The organism is Micromonospora sp. WMMD712 (assembly GCF_029581295.1).
Taxonomy (GTDB): Bacteria; Actinomycetota; Actinomycetes; order Mycobacteriales; family Micromonosporaceae; genus Micromonospora; species Micromonospora carbonacea.
The window spans coordinates 3,941,027-3,965,772 of record NZ_CP120743.1; the positions used below are offsets into that span (position 1 = coordinate 3,941,027).

Sequence of the window (24,746 nt, forward strand, 5' to 3'; positions counted from 1 at the left end):
GGCCCGCCTGCCGGGCAGCCCGCGACCGGGCGGGCCGGCACCCGGGGTCAGAGGCCGAGCTGGCGGCGTACCTCGGCGGCCACCCGGCCCCCCTCGGCCCGGCCGGCCACCGCGGCCTGGGCCGCCTTCATCGCCGGGCCCATCTGCGCCTTGCCGGTGAAGCCGCCGGCGGCGAGCGCCCCCGCGACCAGCTCGGCCAGCTCGTCGTCGGAGAGCTGCTTCGGCAGGTACCGGTCCAGCACCTCGCCCTCGGCGCTCTCCTTCGCGGCCTGCTCGGCGCGACCGGCGTCCGCGAAGGCGGTCGCGGCCTCGCGCCGCTTCTTCGCCTCCTTGGTCAGCACCGCGAGCACCTCGTCGTCGGTGAGCTCGCGCTTGGCCTTGCCGGCGACCTCGGCCGTGCCGACGGCCGCCAGGGCCATCCGCAGGGTGGAGGTGGTCAGCTCGTCGCGCGCCTTCAGGGCGGCGCGCATGTCGGCGGTGAGGCGGTCCTTCAGCGTGCTCATGGACGGTGAAACTACCCTGAACGGCATGCGAAAGCGCACACTATTCCGACTCGGCGTGGGCACCGTCGCGGCCGGGGCGGCAACCCTGGCGTACGCGTCACTCGTCGAGCGCAACCTGTTCACCCTGCGCCGGTTCGACGTGCCGGTGCTGCCGGCCGACACCGAGCCGCTGCGCGTGCTGCACCTGTCCGACCTGCACATGATGCCGGAGCAGCGGCGCAAGCAGGACTGGGTGGCGTCGCTGGCGGCGCTCGACCCGGACCTGGTCGTGGTCACCGGCGACAACATGGCCCACCCGGGCGCGGTGCCCGGCGTGCTGCGCGCCCTCGCGCCGCTGCTGGACTTCCCGGGGGCCTTCGTGTTCGGCTCGAACGACTACACCGGGCCGGTGCTGAAGAACCCGTTCAGCTACTTCCTGCCCGACCGGGAATACAGCGAGGGCGCCGAGCTGCCGTACGACGAGCTGCGCGACGTCTTCACGGGCGCCGGCTGGGCGGACCTGAACAATGCCCGGACGACGCTCAAGGCGGGCGGGCGACTGATCGAGCTGGTCGGCGTCGACGACCCGCACATCGCGCGGGACGACTACCCCTCCGTCGCCGGCCCCGTCCCGGCGGCGGCGGAGCTGTCGATCGCGCTGTCCCACTCCCCCGAGCCGGCCGTGCTCGACCAGATGGCCGCCGACGGCTTCGAGCTGCTGCTGGCCGGCCACACCCACGGCGGGCAGGTCTGCGTGCCGGGCTTCGGGGCGCTGGTCACCAACTGCGGGCTGCCCCGGTCGATGGCGAAGGGCCTGCACCGCTGGCCGGACTCGGACGCCTGGCTGCACGTCTCGGCCGGGCTGGGCACCCACCCGACCGCGCCGGTGCGGTTCGCCTGCCGGCCGGAGGCGAGCATCCTCACCCTGATCCCGCGCTGACGCTGGCGGCTGGCGGCGAGTGTGACGTGCGCCGCCTCCGGGCGCGGTCCCGGGCCGCGCCCGGCCGCCCTGCGCGGAGGGGCGGCGGGCACGGCGGGCGGGCGCGTAGGCCGCCCGGCCAGCGCCGCTGCGGGGCGTCAGGGCTGCTCGGGACGCTAGGGAGCTGAGTCGTTTACGACATCGGCCGGGGGCGCACCGGGGCCGGGCGGGGCGGTGGGGGTACCGAGTTTGACCACCGGACGGGGTGGGCTACTATTTGTCCGCACGCCTCGGGGTGTGGCGCAGCTTGGTAGCGCGCTTCGTTCGGGACGAAGAGGTCGTCGGTTCGAATCCGGCCACCCCGACAGAGGTCAGAGGGCACATCCTATCGACGGATGTGCCCTCTAGTGCTTTGTACAGCAGTGGAGCACAGCAGCGGTCAGCGCAGGCTCTCGCCCAGGCGCTTGAGGGCGTCGCGGGTGGCGTCCGGCGCGCAGCAGCGATTCTTGAGTTCCGGGCGGCGGGCGTCCTTGCCCCGGGCGCAGCACCGGCAGGCGCGGGCCACCTCGTTGATCCAGGTTTGCACGTCGCGCACCTGGAGCCGGTCGAGCCGCTTCGCGCCGAGGTCGGGGATCACGTACAGCCGAAGGATCGTCTCGTAGGTGGCGCAGGTCAGCGGCGCGAGGTTAGCAGTCCAGGCAAGCGGTCGACCGAGCTGCGGATCGTCGGCGTCGTGGCGGGCGATGCAGGCCGCGGGCCCGCCCGTGCGGGCAGGCGCCGGCGGTGTTCCGGGCGCGGCAGGATGCCGGCCGGCAATCGCAGCGCCGCCGGCCAGCGCAGGTGTGGCGGGGAATGCACCGGGCCGAAGGATGGCGCGGTGAAGGTGGCGAAGGCGACCGCCTGCCGGGCGAGGGTGGAGGGGATGGTCTTGCCGCCGGTCAGGCCGCAGCGGACGACCTGGAAGGCGTCACCGGCGCAGACCCAGGCGCAGTCGGGGCACTGGGCGGCACGGCGGTTGGCGCACGCCTTGTAGAGCGTCCGGTCGGGCAACTCGTCGGTGTGCTGCTCGGCCAGGATCCGGACGGTGCCGGGCTCCATGGCGGTCAGGGTGCCGGTCAGGCGGATCGGGCGGGTGCAGCCGCTGGCGGGCGTGGATGTGCTCCAGCCAGCCGAAGTAGTCCTGGTTGGCGGCGCGGTGCAGGGCCTGGGCGTCACGGCCGGCGGCGAGGGTGGGCGGGGTGGACACGGGTTCTCCTCAAGGGGCGGCAGGGATGGGCGACGAACTGCCACCGGACGCCGGAGCGGTGTCCGTCGGTGGTGTTCGTGGTGTCTCCTGGCACCGCCGGAGAGGGCGGCTCACGCCGGAGGGCGGGGTATGGCCATCAGGCCGTGTACCGCCGTTGAGCTGGGTATCTGAATCTTGGGCGAGGCCGGGACGTGTGAGGTGCCTGGTCGTCGGCCTCCGGCTAGTCGCCGCGGGCGATCCCCACCCGTCGAGGTGCGCGAATCCGAGGGACATCGTGGACGGCAGGGAAGGCCGTGCTGGGCCGCTCAGCGGATTCCGGGCCGATGCAACGCGGAAAGTGACCCGCGTCAGCGGAAGGAAGGCCGCTCGGCAACTGCGAAGTCGAGTTCAGCGATCCGGCGGGAAGGCCGTGCTGGCGTGTTCAACGAGGGCCGTTGAGTAGCACCGGGTGCCAACACGTCAACCCGCCGTGAGTCAGTTGCTGAGAGGTTGATCTCGTAGTGAGCTGGCATGATGTCACGCGTATCGAGGACGGCGTTGGACCGGCCGGTGCCATCAAACGTCAGGTGTGATCGGTGAAGACAAAGCTGCATCCCTTGTCGGCAGGGTGCACGATGACATCGATCGTGCTTCTGCCTGTGAACCGCAGCGTGAAGACAGGGTCGAGGTCGCAAAGCAGTGCGAAGCCGCTGGGATTCTCGTCGTCTTCGAGGACCGCGTTGCCGCTTGCCTCCCAGGTGCCATCGTCGGCGACGGTGACTGCGACGTCCACTTCGACACTGCCGAGCAGTGTAATGGGATTAACCCACCAGTCCAGCCAGTAGCGATCCTCGAAACGGTCCACTCCGCCATCTTGCAAGGTATATCCGGCCACCGACTGTGGGAGGACTTTCCTTACATCTATCGAACCGGGCGAGCCGAGCAGGACACCGCCCGCTCCCCAGGAGGGCGGGTCGACGGCAGACGGGATGGCGCTAGCTCTCTAGCTGTGCTGTTGTAGATCGACGCGCGGACTGCTTCAATTCCACTTCATGTTCTCTGGGTTTGAACAGCGCTAGGATCGGCGGCTTCAATCCGAGACGGCGAGCTGCCATCTGAAGCTCTACCCGGAGGTATGGATAGACGGAGGGTATCCCGATATGCAAGGCGAAGTTATCCCGTAGGTCATCGCTCAGCTTCGTCGGCTCGGATAGATCAAAAATTGCAGCCACATCTACCGAGTAAATCCCGTCCCTGGCATCCACCTTGATCTGACACCGAATGCGGATCCGTTCATCGCTGCCGTCTTGAAGGATGTTGATGTCATTCTTATTCAAATCGGCCGGACCTTCGGGGAGGTCGAAGCCGTCGCGCCGCTTTCCGGACACCTCGTAAACTACTACGTCGACCAGATCGGCGCGCGCTTCAAGCTCCTCGAAGCTAATGCTGCTATCGGTCACGCGGATACCCTGACGGGAATAGTGAAGGGCTCCTCATTGGCATTATCCGGCGTTATTGCTTGAACGCGGACCGCTGATGCCCGACCCGCACGCCAATCAGATGATACTGCTGGTGATGTGTAAACAAGGCAGCGCAGTCTAGCTTCGACTGCCCTTGCGTACCGCTGCAGCGTGGACAATCTAGGATCTCCGCCAGCCCGCTCGAACTTGGACACGGCTGACTGAGTAGTGCACATGCGCTCAGCCAGTTCCACCTGGGTGAGCCCAAGCCGTTGGCGTAGCTCAACCAGCGTGTCGATCAGGCGCTCTGCCTCCCTGGCATCCTCAAGTTCGTTGCTTACCTCTTGATCGTCGGCGTCGAGGCCCAGCAGACCGAGAAGCTCGGATCCCACAGCACTCCCCTCCTAGCACGGACAGAGTATCGCCTACAAGCGATAGTGCCAGGGTTTTGTGTCATGCGCCATGCCTTGACAGCCAGTCCTTCAGTCGAGCGGCCGCCGTGTCGATGTGTCGATCTTCCACCTGTCGCTGCTTGTGGAAGAAGTGCAGGCCGAGCAGTACCAGCCCGTCGCCTAGCTCGGCATAGGCGAGGCGGAAGTTCCGGCCCCCGATCCTGACCCGCACCTCTAGGACGCCGTCTCGCAGGGCCTTCACATCACCCGGACGGGTCCTGCCCTCTGCAACCCGATCCATGACCACGTACAACCGTGCCAACTCGGCCGTGGTCAGCCGGTACTTCCCGATCGCCTTTTGGACAGGGCTCCCACCGCCAGGAGCTTCGTAGAACTGCCACCTATTTGTCACAACAAGACCCGATTCAGGCGTCGACACCCGGTTGCAAGCCTGGGCACTCGATCTCCTCGTGGTGTCGTAGCGAACGGTCAAGCATGGAGCTTGAGCTCGGTCCGGCAACCAGGATTTGAGGTGGCTACGGGGCCGCGCTCTCGGAGGCTTACCGCATCGATAGGACAGCCCTCGGCTCTGAGACAGCAGCAAGGCCTACGGAGCTGAACATCAACGGTGTAAGTCCTCACGTCTGATCACAGCACCGACTGCCGAGTCAGCACAACAAGGGGTGTGGACGAGCCTCAGGACAACCTATGGAGAACAGTGGGCAATGGGTGGGGTTCGCTGTGGATTAGGCGTGGGAAGCAAACTGAGTTCTTCTCACAAACCCGCCGTGAACAGGGAAACGGAGGACACACCCTGCGCGGAGCGAGTTCTTACGCTCCGTGACGGCCAGGGTTCCTGCTAACAAGCGGTCACCCCCTGGGCTCCTGAGTCGGATCTTGGACAGACAGCGTCAGCGCCCTGGGGAGAGGGGCGAACCGATGCGCGATGGGTGGAGTGCCGAAGATCATCGGGCACAACCTCGGCACAACTGAGAGCGAGGAGACGTGCGAAACGTCTAGAGCCAGCGAGGAGCGTGACCCAGATAGGCGGTCTGATATATGGTTGTGACCATTCCAGAGCGTCAGCGGGTTGGGAATTCAAGCCCGCACGCCGCCGCGCCCGAACCATGCCCGATGGAGCGGTCAGCAGGGGTCAACAGCGGCCTGTCGCCTGTGTCGCACGACGTTGGCCTGTCTCTCCCCTGCTCGACAGCCAGGTGGCACGACCACTCCCACCGTAAGCAATCCGATTCCCAAGCTGGCAGTCCCCAGTGGGGCAGTTGCAAGCGTTGGACAGCAGCGAGGCGGCAAGAAGGCAGCGCGAGCGTCATCGCAGGTCGGGCGTTCAACGTGAATCCTGCTCCTTGACAACGGCCGCCAGTGGTCGGCAGCAGGCGACAGCTTGAGACGCATCCCCCGACGCGGGGTCCGGTGTGGGGTCCACGTCGGCTGGGCGGCGGCCGAGCAGCGCGCCCAAGAGGCGTTACCTGGGGCGCGTGGTGAGCGTCCGGTGGGATACGAGCACCACTCACCCGCGTCGGCGTCGGGGCCCAAGACGCAAGAGACACCATAGATCGTCGTCAAGCGGTGACCGGCCGGCTCCGCGAGCGGCGGTAGTTACACTCAATCAGCCCTCGATGTACCGTCAGTAGTGGCTGTCCGCTTACGAGAGCTGACCGGGTTCGTCATTCCGGCTGGGAGCGCCGTTGTGTCGCACGTCGATCCGCGTTTCGGGGCTCGCATGCGGGCTCTGCGTGCCGACCGGGGTCTGTCGCTGCGGGCGCTCGGCCAGCTCGCGCACCGGGGCAAGAGCCACCTTCATGATCTGGAGACGGGTGCCAAGGCTCCGACGCCCGAGACGGCCCGGCACCTCGATGAGGTCCTTCAGGCTGGCGGCGCGCTCGCGCGGCTCGTCGGCCAGCCTGTCGACCATGATGCTGAGGCCGACGAGTTGCTTGCCCGGGTACGGGCCAGTGATGTGAGCGCCGAGACGCTCGCCCGCATCGAGGCCAGCGTCGACGACTTGGCGAGCGCGTACGCGACGACCCCGCCGGCAGACCTGCTGCCGATGGTGCGCAGGCATCTGACGTACGTGGGCCGGCTGCTCGACGGCCGGGGAACCCTGGTGCAGCGGCGGCGGCTGGTCGTTGCCGGCGGGTGGCTGACCGTGCTGCGTGCGACGGTGCACATCGACCTTCGGCAGCGTTCCGCAGCCGGCGCGCACCTGAGCGCTGCTGCGGCGCTCGCCGAACATGCCGAGCATGCGGAGATCCAGGCGTGGTGTCTGGAGACCCGGGCGTGGGACCGGCTCACCCAGGGCGAGCATCGGCAGGCGATCGACCTGTCTCACCAGGCCCAACAGGTGGCCCCTCGGGGCAGCTCGGCGCACATCCAGGCGACAGCACAGGAGGCGCGGGGGTGGGCGCGCGTGGGCGACGTGCGGCGGACCCGTGACGCGCTGGACCGCCTGGAGCGGTTGACCGCGAACCTGCCCGTTCCGGAGCGGGCCGAGCATCACTACCGGTACGACCCGACGAAGGCGCTGGCGTACACGGCGACGACGCTGTCCTGGGCGGGCGACCCGGCGGCCGAGCAGGTGGCCCGGGTGGCGTTGGCGGAGTTGGACCCGCGCGGCGACGGGGGCGACCGGCCACGGCGGTCCGCGTCTGCCCGCCTCGACCTGGCCCTGGCGCTGGTGGCGGCTGATCAGCCCGACGAGGCAAGCGCGGTCGCCGCCGAGGCGATCCGTTCCGGGCGGGTGGCACCGTCGAACTGGTGGCGGGCGCGCGAGGTGCTGCGAAGGGTCGAGCAGACCGACACGGCAGAGGCGTCGGCGCTGCGCGAGGTGTATGAGGCGTACCGGCCCGTCGGCTGACAGAGGACAGCCGACCCGCCCAGCGGACACCCGACACCTTTGAGTAACCGCCCGATCGCTCAATGCTGTGAGCGAGGGCGGAATCGGCGCGATCACACCAGAGCGCCGTGACCCGCTTGGAGCCGGGTGCGGCGGCGTCGGTCCTTTCACGAGCACGCCGTCGCGCCCCTACCAGCGGAGGTGGGGAATGGGCGACACCGGTCCGGTCGAGGGCAGCAGGGGCGAGCAGATCCAGCAGGCGGAACGGGAGGCCGCCCGACAACGGATCCTGGCGCAGGCCGAGGCCGAGCGGATACCGGCCGAGGAGACCACCCGGGCGGTGCCCGACCGGCGGTGGCGTCGTGAACGGCCTTGAGCGGTTGCCGGTGGGCCGGCGGGTGGCGTACTGGCGGGGGCGGCGGCAGTTGTCGCAGCAGGTGTTCGCCGATCGGCTCGGCAAGTCCAAGAGCTGGGTGGACAAGGTCGAGCGGGGCGTTCGATCCCTCGACAGGGTCTCCACCCTCCACGACATCGCCGCCGTGCTGCGGATCGACGCGGCGGTGCTGCTGGGCCGGGACACCCAGCCCGCCGACGTGACCGGGCGGGTCGAGGGCGTCGAACAGGTGCGGGAGGCCCTGTCGACGTACGACATCGCGGTGGGCCACTCGGTCACCGACCGCGCCGTGGTGCCGGCGGAGCAACTCGCGCGGGATGCCGCCCACACGTGGGTCAGCTTCCAGTACGCCCGGTACGCGCGGGTGACCGCGATGGTCCCAGAGCTGTTGGCCGGCGCGCAGCGCGCGCACGCCGACGACCCTGAGCAGGCGCGGGCAACGCTGGTGGAGGCGTACCGGATCACCGCGTCGCTGCTGACGAAGCTGGGCGAGGCCGAGCTTGCCTGGCTGGCCGCCGACCGGGCCATGCTCACCGCCACCGGCGATCCCATCCTGGTGGCCGCCGCCACCGTGCAACTCGGCCAGGCGCTGCGCGCCTACGGGCGGACACAGGCAGCCGTGTCGACGGCCCAGGCGGCCGCGTACCGGATCGCCCCGGCTGACCCCGACGACGCGCAACCGCCGGAGCTGTCGCTGTGCGGGACGCTGCTCATCCAGGCGGCCCTGGCCGCCGCCCGCCACGGCGACGACCGCACCGCCGCCGACCTGATCGACGAGGCCGCCGCCATGGCCGCTCGGGTCGGCGACGGTCAGGACCACCACCGGACCGCGTTCGGGCCGACAGCGGTCGACCTGGCCCGGGTCGCCGCCGCCCTCGACCTCGGCAACGCCCACGAAGCGGTCGTCTGGCACCGGAGAGCCACCAAGCGGGATGGCTGGCGGTGGCTGCCTGCCGAACACCGCGCCGCGCACCTGCTCGACGCCGCCCGCGCCTACCTCTACACCGACGACCCCACCAACGCGGCGAGGGTCCTGGCCGAGGCCGACCGGACAGCACAAGCAGAGGTACGCCACCGCCCCGCCGCCCGCAGCATCGTCGCCCAGGTCGCCCGACACCCACACGCCCCGGCCACCATCGTCCAACTCGCCGTCGTCCTCGGGGTGACCTGACCATGACCGCGCCGTTCCTGTCCCTGGCCCAGATCCGCAACCGGCTGGCCCTCACCGCCCGCCAGATCCTCCGCGACCACCAACCCGGCACCGACGGGCGTTGCCCGATCTGCCGGACGTCCGGATGCACCGTGGCCACCGCCGCCCGCAACGTCATCGCCACCGCCGAGGAAGCACAGCAGCGGAGCACGGCAACCCCGCCAGCCACACCGGACCGGGACGACCCACGGCAGGCCGGATGACCTCGGATGACACCGACCCGACCGGCCTGCCGAGAGGTCGGGACAAAGCGTCGTCGGTTCGAATCCGGCCACCCCGACAGATTTCAGAGGGCACATCCTATCGACGGATGTGCCCTTGGCGCTTGTACGGCAACGGGTTGACGCAGCCTCTCCCCCAAACGCTTGAGCCCCGTCAGGGTGCTTGACGGGGCAGCTGACGCCCTCGCAGCAGGACACCGACCTCGGCTACAGAGGCGAGGCGATCGCCTGGCACCAGAAGACGACCATGCAGACGGGTTGCGGTGCCGCCCGAACCCTCGAGGGCCGGTCAATGATCAATCTGGGCGCGCCATCAGGGACGAACGACCCCCTGCGGTAACAGAGGGCCGTCCTGTCCGAGACGTGCGCCGATCCGTCTAGACAACCGACTCACTTCTCAGCTGTATAAACGATGAGAATCAGACGAGGCAGCGGCTTCCTTTCGTAAGCTTTATGTCCCCTGAGGCGAACCCAGCCTTACCTGCATACTCCCGGAAGAAAACTTCCCCGCCTTCCACACTCCGAGACTGCCGATCAACAAAAGGGGCATTTGGAGCAAACCGGGGGATGCCTGTTGGTCTTGAGGCGAATGTTGCCGCGTGCCGATGCCAAAGACAGGCCGGAGTCGTTCAACCACATACCAAGGCCTTGAAGCGTCGCATCCCTGAGGCGGTAACCGACGGATGCATGCACGGCGCGGATGGCCTCGGAGTCCGAGACAACGCACGACCTCGATCCGTCAAGGGGAACTCATGCCCGACAACCATCACGAGCAGTACCTGCTGGCCCAGCGAGACCTACTGATCTTGCTCGTAACGGCAAGCGTGGGTCTACTGGCCGCAACGGTTACCGGTCTGACCGTAGGGATGCAGACAGCGTCCGCGTTCGGTACGGGCGCGGGAATCGCCCTGGGCATCGCCGCCGGCGTCGTGACTCTCGTCCTGACCGGCCTGATCGTCGCAAGCAGGCTACACAAGCTCGTGCAGTAACGGCTCACCAGTGAGTGCCCTGTCTCGCCATCAGAGAGGCAGGGCACTCCGAGGCTGGTTCGGGTCGCCCAGGGCACCCGCAGCCTTCGAGTTTTCACAGATGCACGACAGGCCGCACCGACCCGCATCGTTGGCATGAAGGGTCGCGGGAGTAGGCGGCTCAGAACGCGTACGTGACCGAGATGGTGACGTTGGGGCAGGAGTTCGCCCAGCTCGTGAGGACGTTCTTCTCGGCCGTGTCGACGGTGAGCCGCCAGCGGGTCTTGGTGGCCACCCACTCGTTGACGTAGCGGCAGCGGGCGGAGCTGTAGGACGGCATCCAGGTGGCCGGGTCCTGGTCGCCCTTGGACTGGTTGACGTTGTCGGTCACCGCGACCAGCGGACGGGAGTCGCCCAGGTCGTTGGCGTACGCCTGGCGGCGGCTGGTGGACCAGTTGCGGGCGCCGGAGTCCCACGCCTCGGCGAGCGGCACCATGTGGTCGATGTCGACGTCGCCGGTGGCGGTCCAGTAGGCGTTGTCGTAGTAGGAGTACCAGCGTCCGCCGGAGAGCGTGCAGGTGCCGCTGATCGTGGGCGCGGTGACCGCCTCGGCGAGCAGCACCTCGTTGCGGGTGTTGCAGCCGTCGCCGTCGGCGTCGATCCAGTGCGGGAAGAGGTCCCGGCTGTAGCCGGTGCGGATCTCGGTGGCCACCGGCAGGGCCGCGACGGCGGTCTGGAGGGGCGCGGAGTAGCTGGCGGCCCAGGCGGGGTCGGCCAGGCCAACGGTTGCGGCGAGGGCGGCGGCGAGGGTGATCGCGGCGGCGCGCGGCGTGCGGTTCATGGTGCTCCGTCCGGGTAGGCGGGACGCATCGTCTCCCATGTATATAGACAGAGGCGACATTCCCACAACCAGGACCCGCAGGTGAACGCCACGCGAACCTCGCACGACGGGTGCCGCACGCCCCGCCCCCGGCGTCCGGGCGGCACCATCGGCCGATGTCGACGGGGCGGGGCGGCGCGACGTGCCTCAGTCGTTCAGCTCGGTGCGCCGGATCTCGGCGAACGCGGCGGTCAGCAGGCCGTCGAGCGGCCGGTCCGGCGCGACCGGCGGCCCCTCCGGCGCGCCCGTGGCCAGCAGGTCGGCGAGGAGCAGCGGCGCGTGCCGGGCCAGCGCGGCCGGGTCGGGCGGGGTGGGGTCGTCGCCTGGGTCGTACACGCCGAGCGCGCCGGCCAGCAGCACCAGCACTACGTGCGGGTCGACGTCCGGCCGCCAGCTCGCCGCGCCCCGCACGCACGATTCCAGCACCTGCCGGACGTCGTCGCCGTCCAGCCCGTCGGGGTGGGTCTCCTCCAGCAGCAGGCGGACCACCGCGCCGAGGACCAGCCCGGACCGGTCCGCCCCGGCGAGCCGGTCGACCGCCTCGTCGTACGCCTCGGTGTCCCGGACCCGGGCGGCGGCCACGGCGTCGGTGGCCGCCCGGGCGATCTCGCGGGCCGGCGCGGGCAGGTGTCGCCAGGTCGTCGTCATCGTCCCCAGGATGGCAGACCCATCCGGCGTACGCCGTGCCGAGCCCGGCCCGAGCGCCGGCGCGACGCCACCGTTCGAGATCGCGCTCGATACGGGATCGAGTGGCCTCCGAGCCGGGGCGAGGCCACTCGATCCCCGATCGAGCGCGATCATCGCGGGCGCGATCTGGGCGGGCGTGCCCGCGCAGCGCCGGGAGGTTCTGCCGCTGGCGGCCGGCTCCCCCCTCATGAGAGCCGGCCGACCAACAGACAGCGTCAGCAGTTGGTGTAGCTGCCGCTGCTCCCCCACGAGCAGGAGTCGATGGTCTTGCCCGCCGTGTCACGCACGTACGCGGTGTCGCCGGTGTTGTTCCAGATGTACGCGCCCGACCCCCAGTACCGGTGGGTCGAGGTGTTGGTGCCCTTGCCGGTGTGGATGGTGACGCTGGCCCCGGCGGCGAGCTTGAAGTCGCTGGTGAACGTGTAGACGTGGCTCGACTTGTCGCGCAGCGTCCACGACTTGAGGTTGACGGTCGTGGTCTTGCGGTTGGTCAGCTTCACGTACTCGGCGTTCAGGCTGCTGGTCGACCGGTCGTCGGTGCCCGGCGAGTTGTAGTAGGCCTTGGTGATCTGGATCGCCGGGGTGGCGGCCTGCGCGGGCGCGGCCAGGGTGAGCGAGCCACCGACGGTGACGGCGAGAGCGACGGCGATGCCGGTCAGCCTCTTCTTCAACATGATCCCCCACATGCTGACGGCCGGCCCTCGACGGGTGCCGGCGCGGAACGTGAGCAGAGGCTATCGGCGTCGGACGGCTACTGTGGACGGTTCGACACCCGCGCCGGCAACTACGCCCGCAGGGCCCACCGATCGCGGCCGAACGGTGCCGAGGGACCGCGCGAACGGCGACGCAGCGTGACGCGAACGGCGGGAGAGCACGGGGCGAACGGCGACACAGCGTGACGCGAACGGCAATACCGGGGCACGTCCCGGGCGGGCGGGCCTCACCCGGCGAGTGTGGCCGCCACCAACGAGTCGACGGCCCGAGGGTCCCAGCGGTCGGCCACCCCGGGCCGGGCCGCCAGGTAGCCGGCGACGCGCGCCGGCGCCCAGCCGTGCGCCTCGCGCAGGCCGGCGGCGAGCATCGCGAGGTAGCCGGGGGCGGGCGCGGTCCACTCGACATCCGCCGCCCGCCACGGCGCGGTGAAGGTCAGCATCGGCACGCCGTCGCGGAGCCCGGTGCACAGCAGCGTCTCGTAGCGCCCCGGGCCGAGGGTGGCCCGGCCGTGGGCGACCGCGGCCCCGATCAGGTCGAGGTCGACGCCGGGCTCCCGGTACATCTCCTGCGCGGCGACGTCGGCGAACTGCTCGCGGGTGAGCAGCCAGGCCCGCGCCGCCGCCGTGCCGGGCAGCGCCGGGTCGTAGAAGGCCATCCCGCCGGTCCAGGCCCGGGACTCCCCGGCGAAGTAGATGCCGCCGGGCACCAGCACCGCCGCCGACCGGCGGGGCGGCCGGCAGTCCCGACATCCGGGGTACGTCCGCAGCCCGCCCGGCGGCCGTCCCCCGCCGAGATACCAGCCGAGCCGGTCGGCGTGCATGTTCGAGCCGTACGCGACGTACCAGAGGAGTTCGCGCACGTCAGAACGCGCCGGTGCGGGCCGCCGCGTGGCTGACCTGCACGGTGTGCGTGACGCAGCCGCCGTCGGCGACGAGGTGCAGCAGGAAGGCGGTGGGTTCGAGGGCGTATCCCATCTCGTCGCCCTCGTCGAGGGTGAGCGACGACTGCCGCCAGGTGCTCGGCGCGGTGGTCAGCACCGTGCCGGCGAAGCCGACCGTGACGGGGCGGTGCACGTGCCCGGCGACGACCCGGACGACGTGCGGGTGGGCGGCCACCACCGTGGCCAGGTCGTCGCCGTCGAGCAGGCGCATGCCGTCGAGGTAGGGCAGGCCCACCGGGACGGGCGGATGGTGCAGGCAGACGACGGCCGGCAGCCCGGGGCGGCGGGCGAGCGTCTCGTCGAGCCAGGCGAGCTGCTCGGGGCCGAGCCGGCCCGCCGGCTCGCCGGGGCTGACGGAGTCGAGCACGACGATGGTCGCGTCGGGCTGCTCGACGGCATAGTGGGCCTGGTAGCCGCCGCCGAGGTGCGGGGTGCCGCCGAAGACGTCGAGCAGCGACTCGCGGTCGTCGTGGTTGCCGGCGACGAGGTTCACCGGCACCGGGAACCGGGCGATCAGATCGCGCAGCGCGACGTACTCCTCGGGGCTGCCGTGCTCGGTGAGATCGCCGGTGACGACGACGTGGTCGGGCCGGGGGCGCAGGCCGAGGACCCGGCCGAGCGCCCGGTGCAGCGCGGCGGCGGGCTCGGCGGCGAGCGGACCGGTGGTGAGGTGGGTGTCGCTGAGCTGGGCGATGAGCATCGCGGGCCTCCAGGTCGACCGGTTCCCTCAGGCTATCGCCGCCGCACGCCGCCCACGGACCCGTCCACAGCCTGCGTCCACAGCTCGCGTCCACAGCCTGTGGATAGCACATGTGTACGAACTAATTGATCTTGCCAGCAACCCGCTGAGCTGCGGTGAGTACGCTTGGTCGGGCCACCTCCCTCCCGCTGTCAGGAAGCACGTGCGCGTAGATCACCACCGGGTCGTCCGGGACGTCACGGTCCGCCTGCCGATGGCGTCGACCGCCGTCGAGGCGTGCCAGTGGACCGTCACGGCGCTGGCCCGGTACGCGCCGGCCACGATCTCCGTGCTGCTCCAGGTGCGCGACGGGCTGCGCTGCGTCGCCGCCACCGGCGCGTGGCAGGTCTTCGCCACCGTCCCGCCGAAGGCCGGCGTCGTCGGCCGGGTGTACGCCTCCGGCGAGCCCGCCACCGTCGCGGACGTGGCCGCCGACCCCGACTACCTCCCGGTGCGCCCCGACGTGACCGCCGAGGTCTGCGTGCCGGTCCTCGACCCGGCGGGCCGGCCGATCGGGGTCCTCGACCTCCAGTGGTCCGGCCCGGTCGAGCTGGGCCCGTGGCGGGAGACCGCCGAACGCGTGGCCGCCCGGCTCGGCGCCCGGATCACCGCGCTGGGCGGGCCGCCCGCCGAGACCCGCAGCGAGAAGCTGCTGCGGCACGCCGCCGCGCTGACCGCCGCCCCCACCGAGTGGGACCTGATGACGGCGGCCATCTGCGCGGCCCGGGAGGTCTCCACCCTCTCCGCGGCCGTGCTGCTGCTCTCCGGCGGCGGGAGGGGACCCCGGCTGGGCGCGCCCACCGGCGCACCGGGCGAGCTGGAGTCCCGCATCCGGGCCGAGCTGACCGAGGCGGGCGCGCCGGCCCTGCACCGGATGGTGGCCCGCGCCCACCGGCACGGCGTCGGCTACACCCTCGGCGAGGCCGGGCACCCGCCCACGGAGGAATACCGGCCGCTCGCCGACGCCGGGGTGCGCACCCTGGTGGCGGTGCCGGTCGGGCCGCCCGACGGCGGCGGGGTGCTGCTGGTCGCCGACGAGCGGCTGCTGCGGCCCGACCCGACCACGGTCAACCTGATGGAGCTGCTCGCCGGGCAGGCGTGGACGTGCCTGGACCGGCTGCGCACGCTGGCCCGGCTGCGCGAGCAGGCCAGCTCCGACCCGCTGACCGGGCTGCCGCACACCGGGCCGTTCGGGCGGCGGATCGCGCGGGCCACCCCGGGGCGCACGGCGCTGCTGGCCATCGACGTGGACGGCTTCAAGGCGGTCAACGACACGTACGGCCACCAGGCCGGGGACCGGCTGCTGGTGGGGCTGGCCCGGGCGCTGGAGGCGGCGCTGCGCCAGGGCGACGAGCTGTACCGGATCGGCGGGGACGAGTTCGTCGCCGTGATCGAGGTGAACCGCCCCGAGGAGGCCGTGCGCATCGCCGAGCGGCTGGCCGAGGCGGCGCGGGGCACCGGCCGCACGATCAGCGTCGGCGTCGCCCTGCCCCGGCCGGGCGAGTCGCCCGAGCAGACCCTGCGCCGCGCCGACCAGGCCCTCTACGCGGTCAAGCGCCAGGGGCGCGACGGCGTCCGCCTGGCCGCCGCCTGAGCGACCGCCCTTCCCTACCGCGGTCCGCCGCCGCCTGAGCGACCGCCCTGCCCCACCGCGGTCCGCCGCCGCCTGAGCGACCGCCTCGCCGGAAGGGCGTCAGCGGGCGGTCAGCTCCTTGGCCAGCAGCTCGCCGATCTGGGCGGTGTTGAGGGCCGCGCCCTTGCGCAGGTTGTCGCCGGTGACGAAGAGGTCGAGGGCGCGCGGGTCGTCGACGGCGCGGCGGATCCGGCCCACCCAGGACGGGTCGGTGCCCACGGCGTCGATCGGCATCGGGAACTCGCCTGCGGCCGGATCGTCGACCAGGATCACGCCGGGGGCGTTGCGCAGCGCCTCCCGGGCGCCCTCCGCGTCGACCTCGGTGGCGAAGACGGCGTGCACGGCCACCGAGTGACCGGTCACCACCGGCACCCGTACGCACGTCGCGGAGACCTTGAGGTCGGGCAGGCCGAGGATCTTGCGCGACTCGTTGCGCATCTTCAGCTCCTCGGACGACCACCCGCCGTCGGCGAACGAGCCGGCCCAGGGCACCACGTTGAGCGCCAGCGGGGCGGGGAACGGCCCCAACTCGTCGCCGACCGCCTGCCGCACGTCGCCGGGGCGGGAGCCGAGCACCCGGTCCCCGGCGACCTTGCCGAGCTGGAGGTGCAGCGCGTCCACGCCGGCCCGCCCCGCCCCGGAGGCCGCCTGGTAGGACGCCAGGACCAGCTCGCGCAGCCCGTACTCGCGGTGCAGCGGGGCGATCGCCACGATCATCGCGAGGGTCGTGCAGTTGGCGTTGGCGACGATGCCCCTGGGCCGGTTGCGCACCTGCTCGGGGTTGATCTCGGGGACGACCAGCGGGACGTCGCGGTCCATCCGGAACGCGCCGGAGTTGTCGACCGCCACCGCGCCCCGGGACACCGCGACCGGGGCCCACTCGGCGGCGACGTCGTCGGGCACGTCGAACATGGCCACGTCGACGCCGTCGAACGCCTCGGGGGTGAGCGGCCCGACGGTCAGCTCCTCGCCCCGGCAGCGCACCCGCCGCCCGACCGACCGCTCGGAGGCGATCAGCCGGATCTCGCCCCACACGTCGCGCCGCGACGACAGCAGCTCGCACATGACGGTGCCGACGGCACCGGTCGCCCCGACCACGGCGAGGCTGGGCCGCGCCGGCACGGCGTTACCGCCCGGTCCCCGCGTAGACGATGGCCTCGGTGTCGCCGCCCAGCTCGAAGGCGTCGTGGATGGCCCGGACGGCCTTGTCGAGGTCGGTGTCCCGGCAGACGACGGAGACCCGGATCTCGGAGGTGGAGATCATCTCGATGTTGACGCCAGCAGCGCCAAGGGCGGCGAAGAAGCCGGCCGCGACGCCCGGGTGCGACCGCATCCCCGCGCCGATGAGCGAGACCTTGCCGACGTGGTCGTCGTAGAGGAGACCCTTGAACTTGACCGGCTCCTGGATCTTGCTGAGCGCGGCCATGGCGGTCGGGCCGTCGGTCTTGGGCAGGGTGAACGAGATGTCCGTGCGGCCGGTGCCCTCGGTGGAGACGTTCTGCACGATCATGTCGATGTTGATCTCGGCGCTGGCGACGGTGTCGAAGATCCGCGCGGCGGCGCCCGGCTCGTCCGGCACCCCGACGATCGTGATCTTCGCCTCGCTGCGGTCGTGGGCGACGCCGGTGATCAGTGCCTGTTCCACAGCAAGGTCCTCCATCGATCCGGTGACCATCGTGCCGGTGTTGGTCGAGTATGACGAGCGGACGTGGATCGGCAGCCCCGCGCGGCGCGCGTACTCGACGCTGCGCAGGTGCAGCACCTTCGCGCCGCAGGCGGCCAGCTCCAGCATCTCCTCGTAGGTGACGTGACGGATGTGCCGGGCGTTCGGCACGATCCGGGGGTCGGCGGTGAAGATGCCGTCGACGTCGGTGTAGATCTCGCAGACGTCGGCGTGCAGCGCGGCGGCGAGCGCCACGGCCGTGGTGTCCGAGCCGCCCCGGCCCAGCGTGGTGACGTCCTTCGTGTCCTGTGAGACGCCCTGGAAGCCGGCGACGATGACCACCGCGCCCTCGTCGAGCGCGCCCTTGAGCCGCCCCGGGGTGACGTCGATGATCCGCGCCTTGCCGTGCACCGAGGTGGTGATCACGCCGGCCTGCGAGCCGGTGAACGAGCGGGCCTCGTAGCCAAGGTTGTGGATGGCCATGGCGAGCAGCGCCATGGAGATCCGCTCCCCGGCGGTGAGCAGCATGTCCAGCTCGCGGCCCGGCGGCAGCGGGCTCACCTGGTTGGCCAGGTCGAGCAGCTCGTCGGTGGTGTCGCCCATGGCGGAGACCACCACGACCACGTCGTCGCCGGCCTTGCGGGCGGCGACGATGCGCTCGGCCACCCGCTTGATCCGCTCGGCGTTGGCGACGGAGGATCCGCCGTACTTCTGCACCACGAGTGCCACGACGGTGCACTCCCTCCCCGCGTCCTTCGAGTGTGTCGCACCGCCGGCGACCAGCCGGTGGCACCTTGTCAGACCACATCAGGGTATCCGGCGGCCAGGAAGGCCGGGTCAGGTGATCCCACCATCCGGCCCGCGCGGCCGGCCCGGCCGCGCCCGGACCCGCCCGCCGGGGGGTACGCGCCAAGCCCGCCCGGGGATCGGCGGGACGCCCACCCAGCGGTACGCGGCACGCCCGCCCGAGGATCGGCGACACGCCCGCCAAACGGCGTCGGCGGGGTCACGGGCGCGGTCCGCGCACCGCAGAATGACCCGGTGCACGCCCACCTCCGCGCGGCCCGACGCCCGACCGGCGTCGCGGCGCTCGCCCTCCTGCCGGCCCTGCTCGCCGCCTGCGCCGACGATCCGGCCCCCGCGCCGGCCCCGTCGACGTCCACCGATCCCGCGCCCGCCGCCGACGCCGCCCGGGACGAGCTGGCCGCCCTGGCCGCGGCGGCCCAGGACCGCAGCTTCACCGCCCGGTACACCCTCGCCGACGGCGGCGGCTCCGACCGCTCGATCGTGGTGACCAGCGCCGCCGACGGCACCTGGCGGGTGGACGTCCCGGGCGGCGCGCTGGGCGGCACGGCGGACGTGTCGCTCGCCACCACCGCCGACGGGCTCTACCAGTGCGGGCTGCCGTCGGCCGGCCGCCCGGAGCCGGCGAGCTGCGTCCGCCTCGGCGACCCGTCGGACGCCGTCCCGCGCCTGCTGGACCCCCGGGTGCAGCACCCGTTCACCGACTGGCTGGAGGTGCTCACCGACCGGCGCGCCCCGCTCGCGGTCTCCCCGGCCCGGCCGCCGCAGGGGGCGAGCGGGTCCTGCTACGCGGTCGACACCACCTCCGCCTCGCTGAACGCCCCGCTGGACGTCGGCATCTACTGCTACGCCCCGGACGGCACCCCGACGGCGGTGCGGACCACCGGGGGCACGCTCGTCCTGGCCGGACCGGCCGGCCCGGGGCCCGCGACGGTGCAGCTCGCCGGCCCGGTCACCGACGGCGAGCCGCTCGGCGTCGCCGCGCCGGAGCCGTCGCCGGAGTCCTCGGCGCAGTCGTCGGCGCAGTCGTCGGCGCAGTCGTCGGCGCAGACGCCATCGGGCACGGCAACGCCCTGAACCCCTGTCCGTTACGGGTGGTTCCGGCCACATTTGTCCACCCCGGCACCTCGGGCAAAAAGTCCGATACGGGATGCTTCCCCCATGGCTGACCTGACTCCGCTGCTCGCGTTCCGCTGGAGCCCCCGGGCGTTCGACCCCGCCGCCACGCTGACCGCCGACGAGGCGGCCTCGCTGCTGGAGGCGGCCCGCTGGGCGCCCTCGGCGGGCAACGGCCAGCCGTGGCGGTTCGCCCTCGGCCACCGCGACGACGAGACGTGGAAGCGCATCCTGGTCAACCTCCCCGACGACGACCAGCCGTGGGCCCGGCACGCCGCCGCCCTGCTCCTCGGCGCCCACCTCACCGCCGCCGGCGCGGCCGGCACAGGCACAGGCACGGGTACGGGCATCGGCACCGGCGAGGCCGGCACAGACCCGGGCATCGCCGCCGACGCGGCCGGCACCGGTGCCCGTGCGGCGGCCGCCGGCGCGGCGTACGACCTGGGGCAGGCGGTGGCCCACCTGACCGTGCAGGCCACCGCGCTCGGGCTCTACGTGCGCCAGCTCGCCGGCTTCGACCGCGCCGGGCTCGCCGCCGACCTGGACCTGCCGGCCGGCGTCCGCCCGCTGGTGGTGGTGGCGGTGGGCCGGCTCGGCGACCCGTCCAGCCTGCCGGTCGCGCTGCGGGAGCAGGAGACCGGGCTGCGCCGCCGACGCCCCGTGGCCGACCTGTTGCTGCGCTGAGCTGGGACGGGCAGCGGTCGCCGCGATCCGGGTGGCACCGCGTGCGACCAGCGGGAACGTCCGCCGACTGCGACCGCCGTCTCAATCCGCGGACCGGCCTTCCCACCTCCCGTCCCATCACGTAGGGTCACCCTGTCATGTGGCAGGCGAACCTTCTCCTTGGTCGCCGCGACGGGGCCTGACCGGCCGGCACCTCGTCGCGGAGTCGAAGCGCGCCGTCCAGCAGTTCCGAGCACCCCGTCGGCGCACCGCGCCGGCCCGGCACCGTCGCCGCACCGGCCCAGCCGCCGCTGCCGCACCGTCGCCGGCCTTCCGATTGCTGACGCCACCTGACTCAGGGGGAACACTCCGCCATGGCTCAACCCACCGCCACCGACGCCGACATCGACGCTGATCCCTTCGCCCGGCAGCGCCCCAGCGGGATGCCTTACCAGCGCTACCAGCCGTACCAGCAGCAGTTCCGGGTCGACCTGCCCGACCGCACCTGGCCGACCCGGCACGTCGAGGCCGCGCCCCGCTGGTGCGCCGTGGACCTGCGCGACGGCAACCAGGCCCTGATCGACCCGATGTCCCCCGAGCGCAAGCGCCGGATGTTCCAGCTGCTGGTGCAGATGGGCTACAAGGAGATCGAGGTCGGCTTCCCGTCGGCCAGCCAGACCGACTACGACTTCGTCCGGCAGCTCATCGAGCAGGACCTGATCCCCGACGACGTGACCATCCAGGTGCTCACCCAGTGCCGGGAGCACCTGATCGAGCGGACGTTCGAGTCGCTGCGCGGCGCGAAGCGGGCCATCGTGCACTTCTACAACTCGACCTCCACGCTCCAGCGTCGGGTGGTCTTCGGCCTGGACCGGGACGGCATCACCGACATCGCCACCAGCGGCGCGCGGCTCTGCCAGAAGTACGCGGAGATCCACACCCCGGACACGGAGATCTACTACGAGTACTCCCCGGAGTCGTACACGGGCACCGAGCTGGAGTACGCGCTCCAGGTCTGCTCGGCGGTGATCGACGTGATCGACCCGACCCCGGACCGCAAGCTGATCATCAACCTGCCGGCGACCGTCGAGATGGCCACCCCCAACGTGTACGCCGACTCGATCGAATGGATGCACCGCCACCTGCCCCGCCGCGACAGCGTGGTGCTCAGCCTGCACCCGCACAACGACCGGGGCACCGGCGTGGCCGCCGCCGAGCTGGGCCTGCTGGCCGGCGCGGACCGCATCGAGGGCTGCCTGTTCGGCAACGGCGAGCGCACCGGCAACGTCGACCTGGTGACGCTGGGCCTCAACCTGTTCTCCCAGGGCATCGACCCGATGATCGACTTCTCGAACATCGACGAGATCAAGCGGGCCGTCGAATACTGCAACCAGCTCCCGGTGCACGAGCGCCACCCGTACGCGGGCGACCTGGTCTACACCGCCTTCTCCGGCTCCCACCAGGACGCCATCAAGAAGGGCTTCGACGCCCTGCACGCCGACGCGGCGGCGGCCGGGGTGCCGGTGGACGACTTCGCCTGGGCCGTGCCCTACCTGCCGGTCGACCCGAAGGACCTGGGCCGCACCTACGAGGCGGTCATCCGGGTCAACTCGCAGTCCGGCAAGGGCGGCGTCGCGTACATCATGAAGAGCGAGCACCAGCTCGACCTGCCCCGCCGCCTCCAGATCGAGTTCTCCGGCGTGGTCCAGCAGGTCACCGACCACGGCGGCGGCGAGGTCGACCCCGGCACCATGTGGGACATCTTCGCCGGGCACTACCTGGTCGACCACCAGAGCGACCCGGCGCTGACGCTGGCCGGCTACGCCATCGGCACGGTCGACGGCAAGGTCGAGATCGAGGCCCGGGTCGGCGTCGGCGGGGCGGACACCCGGCCGCTGACCGCCGTCGGCAACGGCCCCATCGACGCGTACGTCAACGCGCTGGAGTCGGTGGGCGTGGCGGTACGGGTGCTCGACTACCACGAGCACGCGCTCTCCTCCGGCGGCGACGCGCAGGCCGCCGCGTACGTCGAGTGCGAGGTGGACGGCCGCACGGTGTGGGGCGTCGGGGTCGACGCGAACATCGTCACCGCCTCCGTGAAGGCGGTCACCAGCGCCGTCAACCGCGCCCGCGCCTGAGGTGCAAGGAAGGGCCCCCTGTTAACGCTTTCTGTATAGCAAGGGGCCCTTCCTAACCAGCGCTGCCGCTCACCGGGGCCGGTGGATCAGCAGGCCGGCCATCGCCGCGCCCGCCAGCAGCCCGCCCGCGCACCAGAGCATCGCCCCCCGGAACGCGTCGGTCAGGGCCGCCGTCTGCTCGTACCCGGTGCCGCTCAGCCCGACCAGCAGCGGCAGCGCGGCCACCGCGAGCAGGCCGCCGGCCCGGGACGCGGCGTTGTTGAACCCGCTGGCCACCCCGGCGAACCGGTCCGCCACGGCGGCCAGCACCGAGGCGGTCAGCGGGGCCACCACGAGGGTGAGGCCGAGGCCGAAGAGGGCCACCCCGGGCAGTACGTCCGTCCAGTACGACGCGCCCGGCCCCACCCCGCGCAGCAGCAGCAGGCCGAGCGCGGCCACGACCGGGCCGATCGTCAGCGGCAGCCGGGGGCCGATCCGGGCCGACAGCGCGCCGGCCCGCGACGAGCCGACCAGCAGCAGCACCGTCATCGGCACGGTGGCCAGCCCGGTGAGCATGGCCGACCAGCCGACGACGTTCTGGAGGTAGACGGCGAGGAAGAACGTGAACCCGCCGAGGGCCGCGTACACCACCACCGTGAAGACGTTCAGCACCGAGAAGAGCCGGCTGCCGAACAGGCCGGTGGGCAGCATCGCGGTGTCGCCCCGGCGGCGCTCCAGCAGCACGAACGCCACGGCGGCGAGCACGCCGACCAGCACCGACGCCAGCACCGGCGGCGAGGTCACCCCGCGGGCCGGCGCGTCGATCAGGGCGTACGTCACGCCGCCGAGGCCGAGCGCGCCGAGCAGCGCGCCGGCCACGTCGAACCGTCGCCGGCCCGATCCGGTACGCGACGCGTCGACGTCGCGGCTCTCGGGCACCCAGCGCAGCGCGGCGAGGACCACCGGCACGGCCAGCGGCAGGTTGATGAAGAAGATCCACCGCCAGGACAGGGCGTCGACCAGCCAGCCGCCGACGAACGGGCCGAGCGCGGTGGAGACCCCGGCCAGCCCCGACCAGGTGCCGATGGCCCGCCCCCGGTCGTCGGGGTGGAAGCTGGACTGGAGCACCGACAGCGAGCCGGGGGTGAGCAGCGCGCCCCCGGCGCCCTGGAGGAACCGGGCCGCGATCAGCCAGCCGGTGTCCTGGGCCAGGCCGCACAGCGCGGAGGCGACGGCGAACCAGACCACGCCGAGGAGGAAGACCCGCCGCCGCCCGAAGCGGTCGCCGAGCGCCCCGCCGAGCAGCACGAACGCGGCCAACATCAACAGGTAGCCGTTGATGGTCCACTGGAGACCGGCCACGGTGGCGTCGAGGTCCGCGCCGAGGCGGGGCAGCGCGACGTTGACCACCGTGCTGTCCAGGAACACCATCCCGGAGGCGAGGATGGCGGCGAGCAGGGTGCCCCGGCCGGCGGGGGTGCCCATCCGGAGCGCGGGCGCGGGCGCGGGGGCGTGGGGCGGTGTGGGTGCGGTCACGGGTACCAGTGTTCCTCCGGTCGATTTGCCGGACGCCACGAATCATGGAAACGGTGCCGGGGTACTGTGCGCAATCGCCAGGAGCCCGCAAGCTGGAGAGGTGTCGTCTGTGCGTACCAGATCAGGACGTCGCGCGGCCGCGGTGGCCGCGCTCGCCGTGGCGCTGGCCGTCGCGGCGGCCGGCTGCGAGGTCGTCGACGAGCCGGAGGCCGCGCCGAGCGGCGGCGGTGGCAACGTCGGGCAGATGCTCGACCAGCTCACCGTGGCGAGTGCGGGGTCGATGAAGGGCTACAGCCGCAACCGCTTCCCGCACTGGCGGGACACCGGCAAGAACTGCGACGTCCGTGACAGCGTGCTGAAGCGCGACGGCAAGGACGTCCGGTTCTCCGGCTGCAACGTGGTCGCGGGCCGCTGGGAGAGCGTGTACGACGGGCGGACGTTCACCGACCCCTCCGACGTGGACATCGACCACACGGTCCCGCTGGCCAACGCGTGGCGCTCGGGCGCCGACGAGTGGGACGACGCCAAGCGGGGCGACTTCGCCAACGATCTCACGCGACCGCAGCTCATCGCCGTTTCGGCCTCCTCCAACCGGTCGAAGGGTGACCAGGATCCGTCGCAGTGGAAGCCGGCGAACCGGTCGTACTGGTGCCAGTACGCCGAGGACTGGGTGACGGTCAAGCACCACTGGCGGCTGACGGTGACCAGTGCCGAGAAGGCCGCCCTGTCCGACATGTTGGGGGGCTGCACATGGGCGAGCAAGCCGTGACGGGGGAGGCCGCGGCGACCCCGGCATCGGAGCCGGACGCGGGCACCACCCCGCAGCCGAACACGGGCACCGCCCCGGAGCCGGACGCGGGCGCCGCCGGGGGCGGGGCGGCGAGCCGCACGGCCGACATCGTGCCCGGCCCGGGCGGCGTGATGACCGACGAGGTCGGCGTGGTGACCGGCGAGCTGACCCTGCGCACCGAGTACGCGGACGGCCAGGTCGCCCTGCGCGTGCAGTACCGGGAGGCCGACGAGTGGTACGCCGTCACCGGCGGGCGCGCCCCGCTGGCCGACCCGGCCGGGCTGGACGCCGTGCACACGATCGCCGTCGGCCTGCTCGACCGCCCGGAGGGCTGACCGG

General features: G+C 71.9%; 24 protein-coding genes, 1 tRNA gene and 1 pseudogene. 13 read left to right on the forward strand and 13 right to left on the reverse strand.

Features of this window, described 5'->3' with window-relative positions:
• Positions 1 to 47: 47 nt before the first annotated feature.
• Positions 48 to 503: a GatB/YqeY domain-containing protein gene (locus O7633_RS16955; protein WP_074472220.1), complete on the reverse strand. Its 456-nt coding sequence runs from the start codon at positions 501 to 503 to the stop codon at positions 48 to 50.
• Between the two features lie 25 nt (positions 504 to 528).
• Here O7633_RS16955 and O7633_RS16960 point away from each other — a divergent pair, with 25 nt between their 5' ends.
• Both O7633_RS16960 and O7633_RS16965 read left to right on the forward strand, forming a co-directional pair.
• Positions 529 to 1,422 carry a metallophosphoesterase gene (locus tag O7633_RS16960; RefSeq protein ID WP_282323111.1) on the forward strand — a complete coding sequence of 298 codons (894 nt, stop codon included), beginning with the start codon at positions 529 to 531 and terminating at the stop codon, positions 1,420 to 1,422.
• 270 nt (positions 1,423 to 1,692) lie between these two features.
• Positions 1,693 to 1,766 (forward strand) — tRNA-Pro (locus O7633_RS16965).
• Between the two features lie 125 nt (positions 1,767 to 1,891).
• On the opposite strand, the pseudogene O7633_RS16975 reads toward O7633_RS16965, so the two are convergent.
• The 4 genes and pseudogenes from O7633_RS16975 to O7633_RS16990 all read right to left on the reverse strand — a co-directional run.
• A pseudogene (locus O7633_RS16975) lies at positions 1,892 to 2,647 on the reverse strand (replication initiator); the annotation flags it as partial.
• A gap of 562 nt (positions 2,648 to 3,209) precedes the next feature.
• Complete coding sequence (locus tag O7633_RS16980) at positions 3,210 to 3,491, reverse strand: hypothetical protein (RefSeq protein ID WP_278129905.1); 282 nt, start codon at positions 3,489 to 3,491, stop codon at positions 3,210 to 3,212.
• A gap of 130 nt (positions 3,492 to 3,621) precedes the next feature.
• A complete protein-coding gene (locus tag O7633_RS16985) occupies positions 3,622 to 4,086 on the reverse strand; it encodes a hypothetical protein (protein WP_278129906.1) in 465 nt (154 codons plus the stop codon).
• Between the two features lie 453 nt (positions 4,087 to 4,539).
• Positions 4,540 to 4,971 carry a type II toxin-antitoxin system RelE/ParE family toxin gene (locus O7633_RS16990; protein ID WP_278129908.1) on the reverse strand — a complete coding sequence of 144 codons (432 nt, stop codon included), beginning with the start codon at positions 4,969 to 4,971 and terminating at the stop codon, positions 4,540 to 4,542.
• A 1,194-nt stretch (positions 4,972 to 6,165) separates the two neighbouring features.
• Here O7633_RS16990 and O7633_RS16995 point away from each other — a divergent pair.
• The 5 genes from O7633_RS16995 to O7633_RS17015 all read left to right on the forward strand — a co-directional run bounded on the left by O7633_RS16995 (position 6,166) and on the right by O7633_RS17015 (position 10,146).
• Positions 6,166 to 7,353 (forward strand): helix-turn-helix transcriptional regulator, encoded by a 1,188-nt coding sequence (locus tag O7633_RS16995; protein ID WP_282328585.1) that lies wholly within the window; start codon positions 6,166 to 6,168, stop codon positions 7,351 to 7,353.
• Positions 7,354 to 7,540: 187 nt separating this feature from the next.
• Positions 7,541 to 7,708 carry a hypothetical protein gene (locus O7633_RS17000; protein WP_256095267.1) on the forward strand — a complete coding sequence of 56 codons (168 nt, stop codon included), beginning with the start codon at positions 7,541 to 7,543 and terminating at the stop codon, positions 7,706 to 7,708.
• Positions 7,695 to 8,897 (forward strand): helix-turn-helix domain-containing protein, encoded by a 1,203-nt coding sequence (locus O7633_RS17005; protein WP_282323112.1) that lies wholly within the window; start codon positions 7,695 to 7,697, stop codon positions 8,895 to 8,897. Before O7633_RS17000 ends, O7633_RS17005 begins: the two co-directional genes overlap by 14 nt.
• A 2-nt stretch (positions 8,898 to 8,899) precedes the next feature.
• Positions 8,900 to 9,139, forward strand: a complete 240-nt coding sequence (locus O7633_RS17010; RefSeq protein WP_282323113.1) for a hypothetical protein — start codon at positions 8,900 to 8,902, stop codon at positions 9,137 to 9,139.
• A 770-nt stretch (positions 9,140 to 9,909) separates the two neighbouring features.
• Positions 9,910 to 10,146: a hypothetical protein gene (locus O7633_RS17015; protein ID WP_178066687.1), complete on the forward strand. Its 237-nt coding sequence runs from the start codon at positions 9,910 to 9,912 to the stop codon at positions 10,144 to 10,146.
• 160 nt (positions 10,147 to 10,306) lie between these two features.
• On the opposite strand, the gene O7633_RS17020 is transcribed toward O7633_RS17015, so the two are convergent.
• From O7633_RS17020 to O7633_RS17040, 5 genes are all read right to left on the reverse strand, one after another.
• Positions 10,307 to 10,966 carry an HNH endonuclease family protein gene (locus O7633_RS17020; RefSeq protein ID WP_282323115.1) on the reverse strand — a complete coding sequence of 220 codons (660 nt, stop codon included), beginning with the start codon at positions 10,964 to 10,966 and terminating at the stop codon, positions 10,307 to 10,309.
• Between the two features lie 186 nt (positions 10,967 to 11,152).
• Entirely contained in the window at positions 11,153 to 11,653 is a 501-nt protein-coding gene (locus O7633_RS17025) for a hypothetical protein (protein WP_282323116.1), read from the reverse strand.
• Positions 11,654 to 11,907: 254 nt separating this feature from the next.
• Entirely contained in the window at positions 11,908 to 12,366 is a 459-nt protein-coding gene (locus O7633_RS17030; protein WP_246384193.1) for a lamin tail domain-containing protein, read from the reverse strand.
• A 266-nt stretch (positions 12,367 to 12,632) separates the two neighbouring features.
• The gene (locus O7633_RS17035) at positions 12,633 to 13,265 is read right to left on the reverse strand and encodes a histone deacetylase (RefSeq protein WP_282323117.1); all 633 of its coding nucleotides are present in this window, start codon (positions 13,263 to 13,265) and stop codon (positions 12,633 to 12,635) included.
• A gap of 1 nt (position 13,266) precedes the next feature.
• Complete coding sequence (locus tag O7633_RS17040) at positions 13,267 to 14,046, reverse strand: phosphodiesterase (RefSeq protein WP_282323118.1); 780 nt, start codon at positions 14,044 to 14,046, stop codon at positions 13,267 to 13,269.
• Between the two features lie 253 nt (positions 14,047 to 14,299).
• On the opposite strand from O7633_RS17040, the gene O7633_RS17045 reads away from it, so the two are divergent.
• On the forward strand, positions 14,300 to 15,679 hold the full coding sequence (locus O7633_RS17045; protein WP_282328586.1) for a sensor domain-containing diguanylate cyclase: 1,380 nt from the start codon (positions 14,300 to 14,302) through the stop codon (positions 15,677 to 15,679).
• 99 nt (positions 15,680 to 15,778) lie between these two features.
• Here O7633_RS17045 and O7633_RS17050 read toward each other — a convergent pair whose 3' ends face one another.
• Positions 15,779 to 16,840, reverse strand: coding sequence for an aspartate-semialdehyde dehydrogenase (locus O7633_RS17050; RefSeq protein WP_278129923.1), 1,062 nt, complete (start codon positions 16,838 to 16,840; stop codon positions 15,779 to 15,781).
• A 4-nt stretch (positions 16,841 to 16,844) separates the two neighbouring features.
• On the reverse strand, positions 16,845 to 18,110 hold the full coding sequence (locus tag O7633_RS17055; RefSeq protein ID WP_077937963.1) for an aspartate kinase: 1,266 nt from the start codon (positions 18,108 to 18,110) through the stop codon (positions 16,845 to 16,847).
• A 312-nt stretch (positions 18,111 to 18,422) separates the two neighbouring features.
• On the opposite strand from O7633_RS17055, the gene O7633_RS17060 reads away from it, so the two are divergent.
• From O7633_RS17060 to leuA, 3 genes are all read left to right on the forward strand, one after another.
• Positions 18,423 to 19,262 carry a hypothetical protein gene (locus O7633_RS17060; RefSeq protein WP_282323119.1) on the forward strand — a complete coding sequence of 280 codons (840 nt, stop codon included), beginning with the start codon at positions 18,423 to 18,425 and terminating at the stop codon, positions 19,260 to 19,262.
• Positions 19,263 to 19,346: 84 nt separating this feature from the next.
• Entirely contained in the window at positions 19,347 to 19,985 is a 639-nt protein-coding gene (locus O7633_RS17065; RefSeq protein ID WP_282323120.1) for a nitroreductase family protein, read from the forward strand.
• 353 nt (positions 19,986 to 20,338) lie between these two features.
• Complete coding sequence (gene leuA, locus O7633_RS17070; RefSeq protein ID WP_282323121.1) at positions 20,339 to 22,102, forward strand: 2-isopropylmalate synthase; 1,764 nt, start codon at positions 20,339 to 20,341, stop codon at positions 22,100 to 22,102.
• A 69-nt stretch (positions 22,103 to 22,171) separates the two neighbouring features.
• Here leuA and O7633_RS17075 read toward each other — a convergent pair whose 3' ends face one another.
• On the reverse strand, positions 22,172 to 23,566 hold the full coding sequence (locus O7633_RS17075) for an MFS transporter (RefSeq protein WP_074472786.1): 1,395 nt from the start codon (positions 23,564 to 23,566) through the stop codon (positions 22,172 to 22,174).
• Between the two features lie 160 nt (positions 23,567 to 23,726).
• Here O7633_RS17075 and O7633_RS17080 point away from each other — a divergent pair, with 160 nt between their 5' ends.
• Both O7633_RS17080 and O7633_RS17085 read left to right on the forward strand, forming a co-directional pair.
• Positions 23,727 to 24,386: an HNH endonuclease family protein gene (locus O7633_RS17080; protein WP_282323122.1), complete on the forward strand. Its 660-nt coding sequence runs from the start codon at positions 23,727 to 23,729 to the stop codon at positions 24,384 to 24,386.
• The gene (locus tag O7633_RS17085; protein WP_282323123.1) at positions 24,368 to 24,742 is read left to right on the forward strand and encodes a hypothetical protein; all 375 of its coding nucleotides are present in this window, start codon (positions 24,368 to 24,370) and stop codon (positions 24,740 to 24,742) included. The genes O7633_RS17080 and O7633_RS17085 overlap by 19 nt, the downstream gene beginning before the upstream one ends.
• Positions 24,743 to 24,746: the final 4 nt, after the last annotated feature.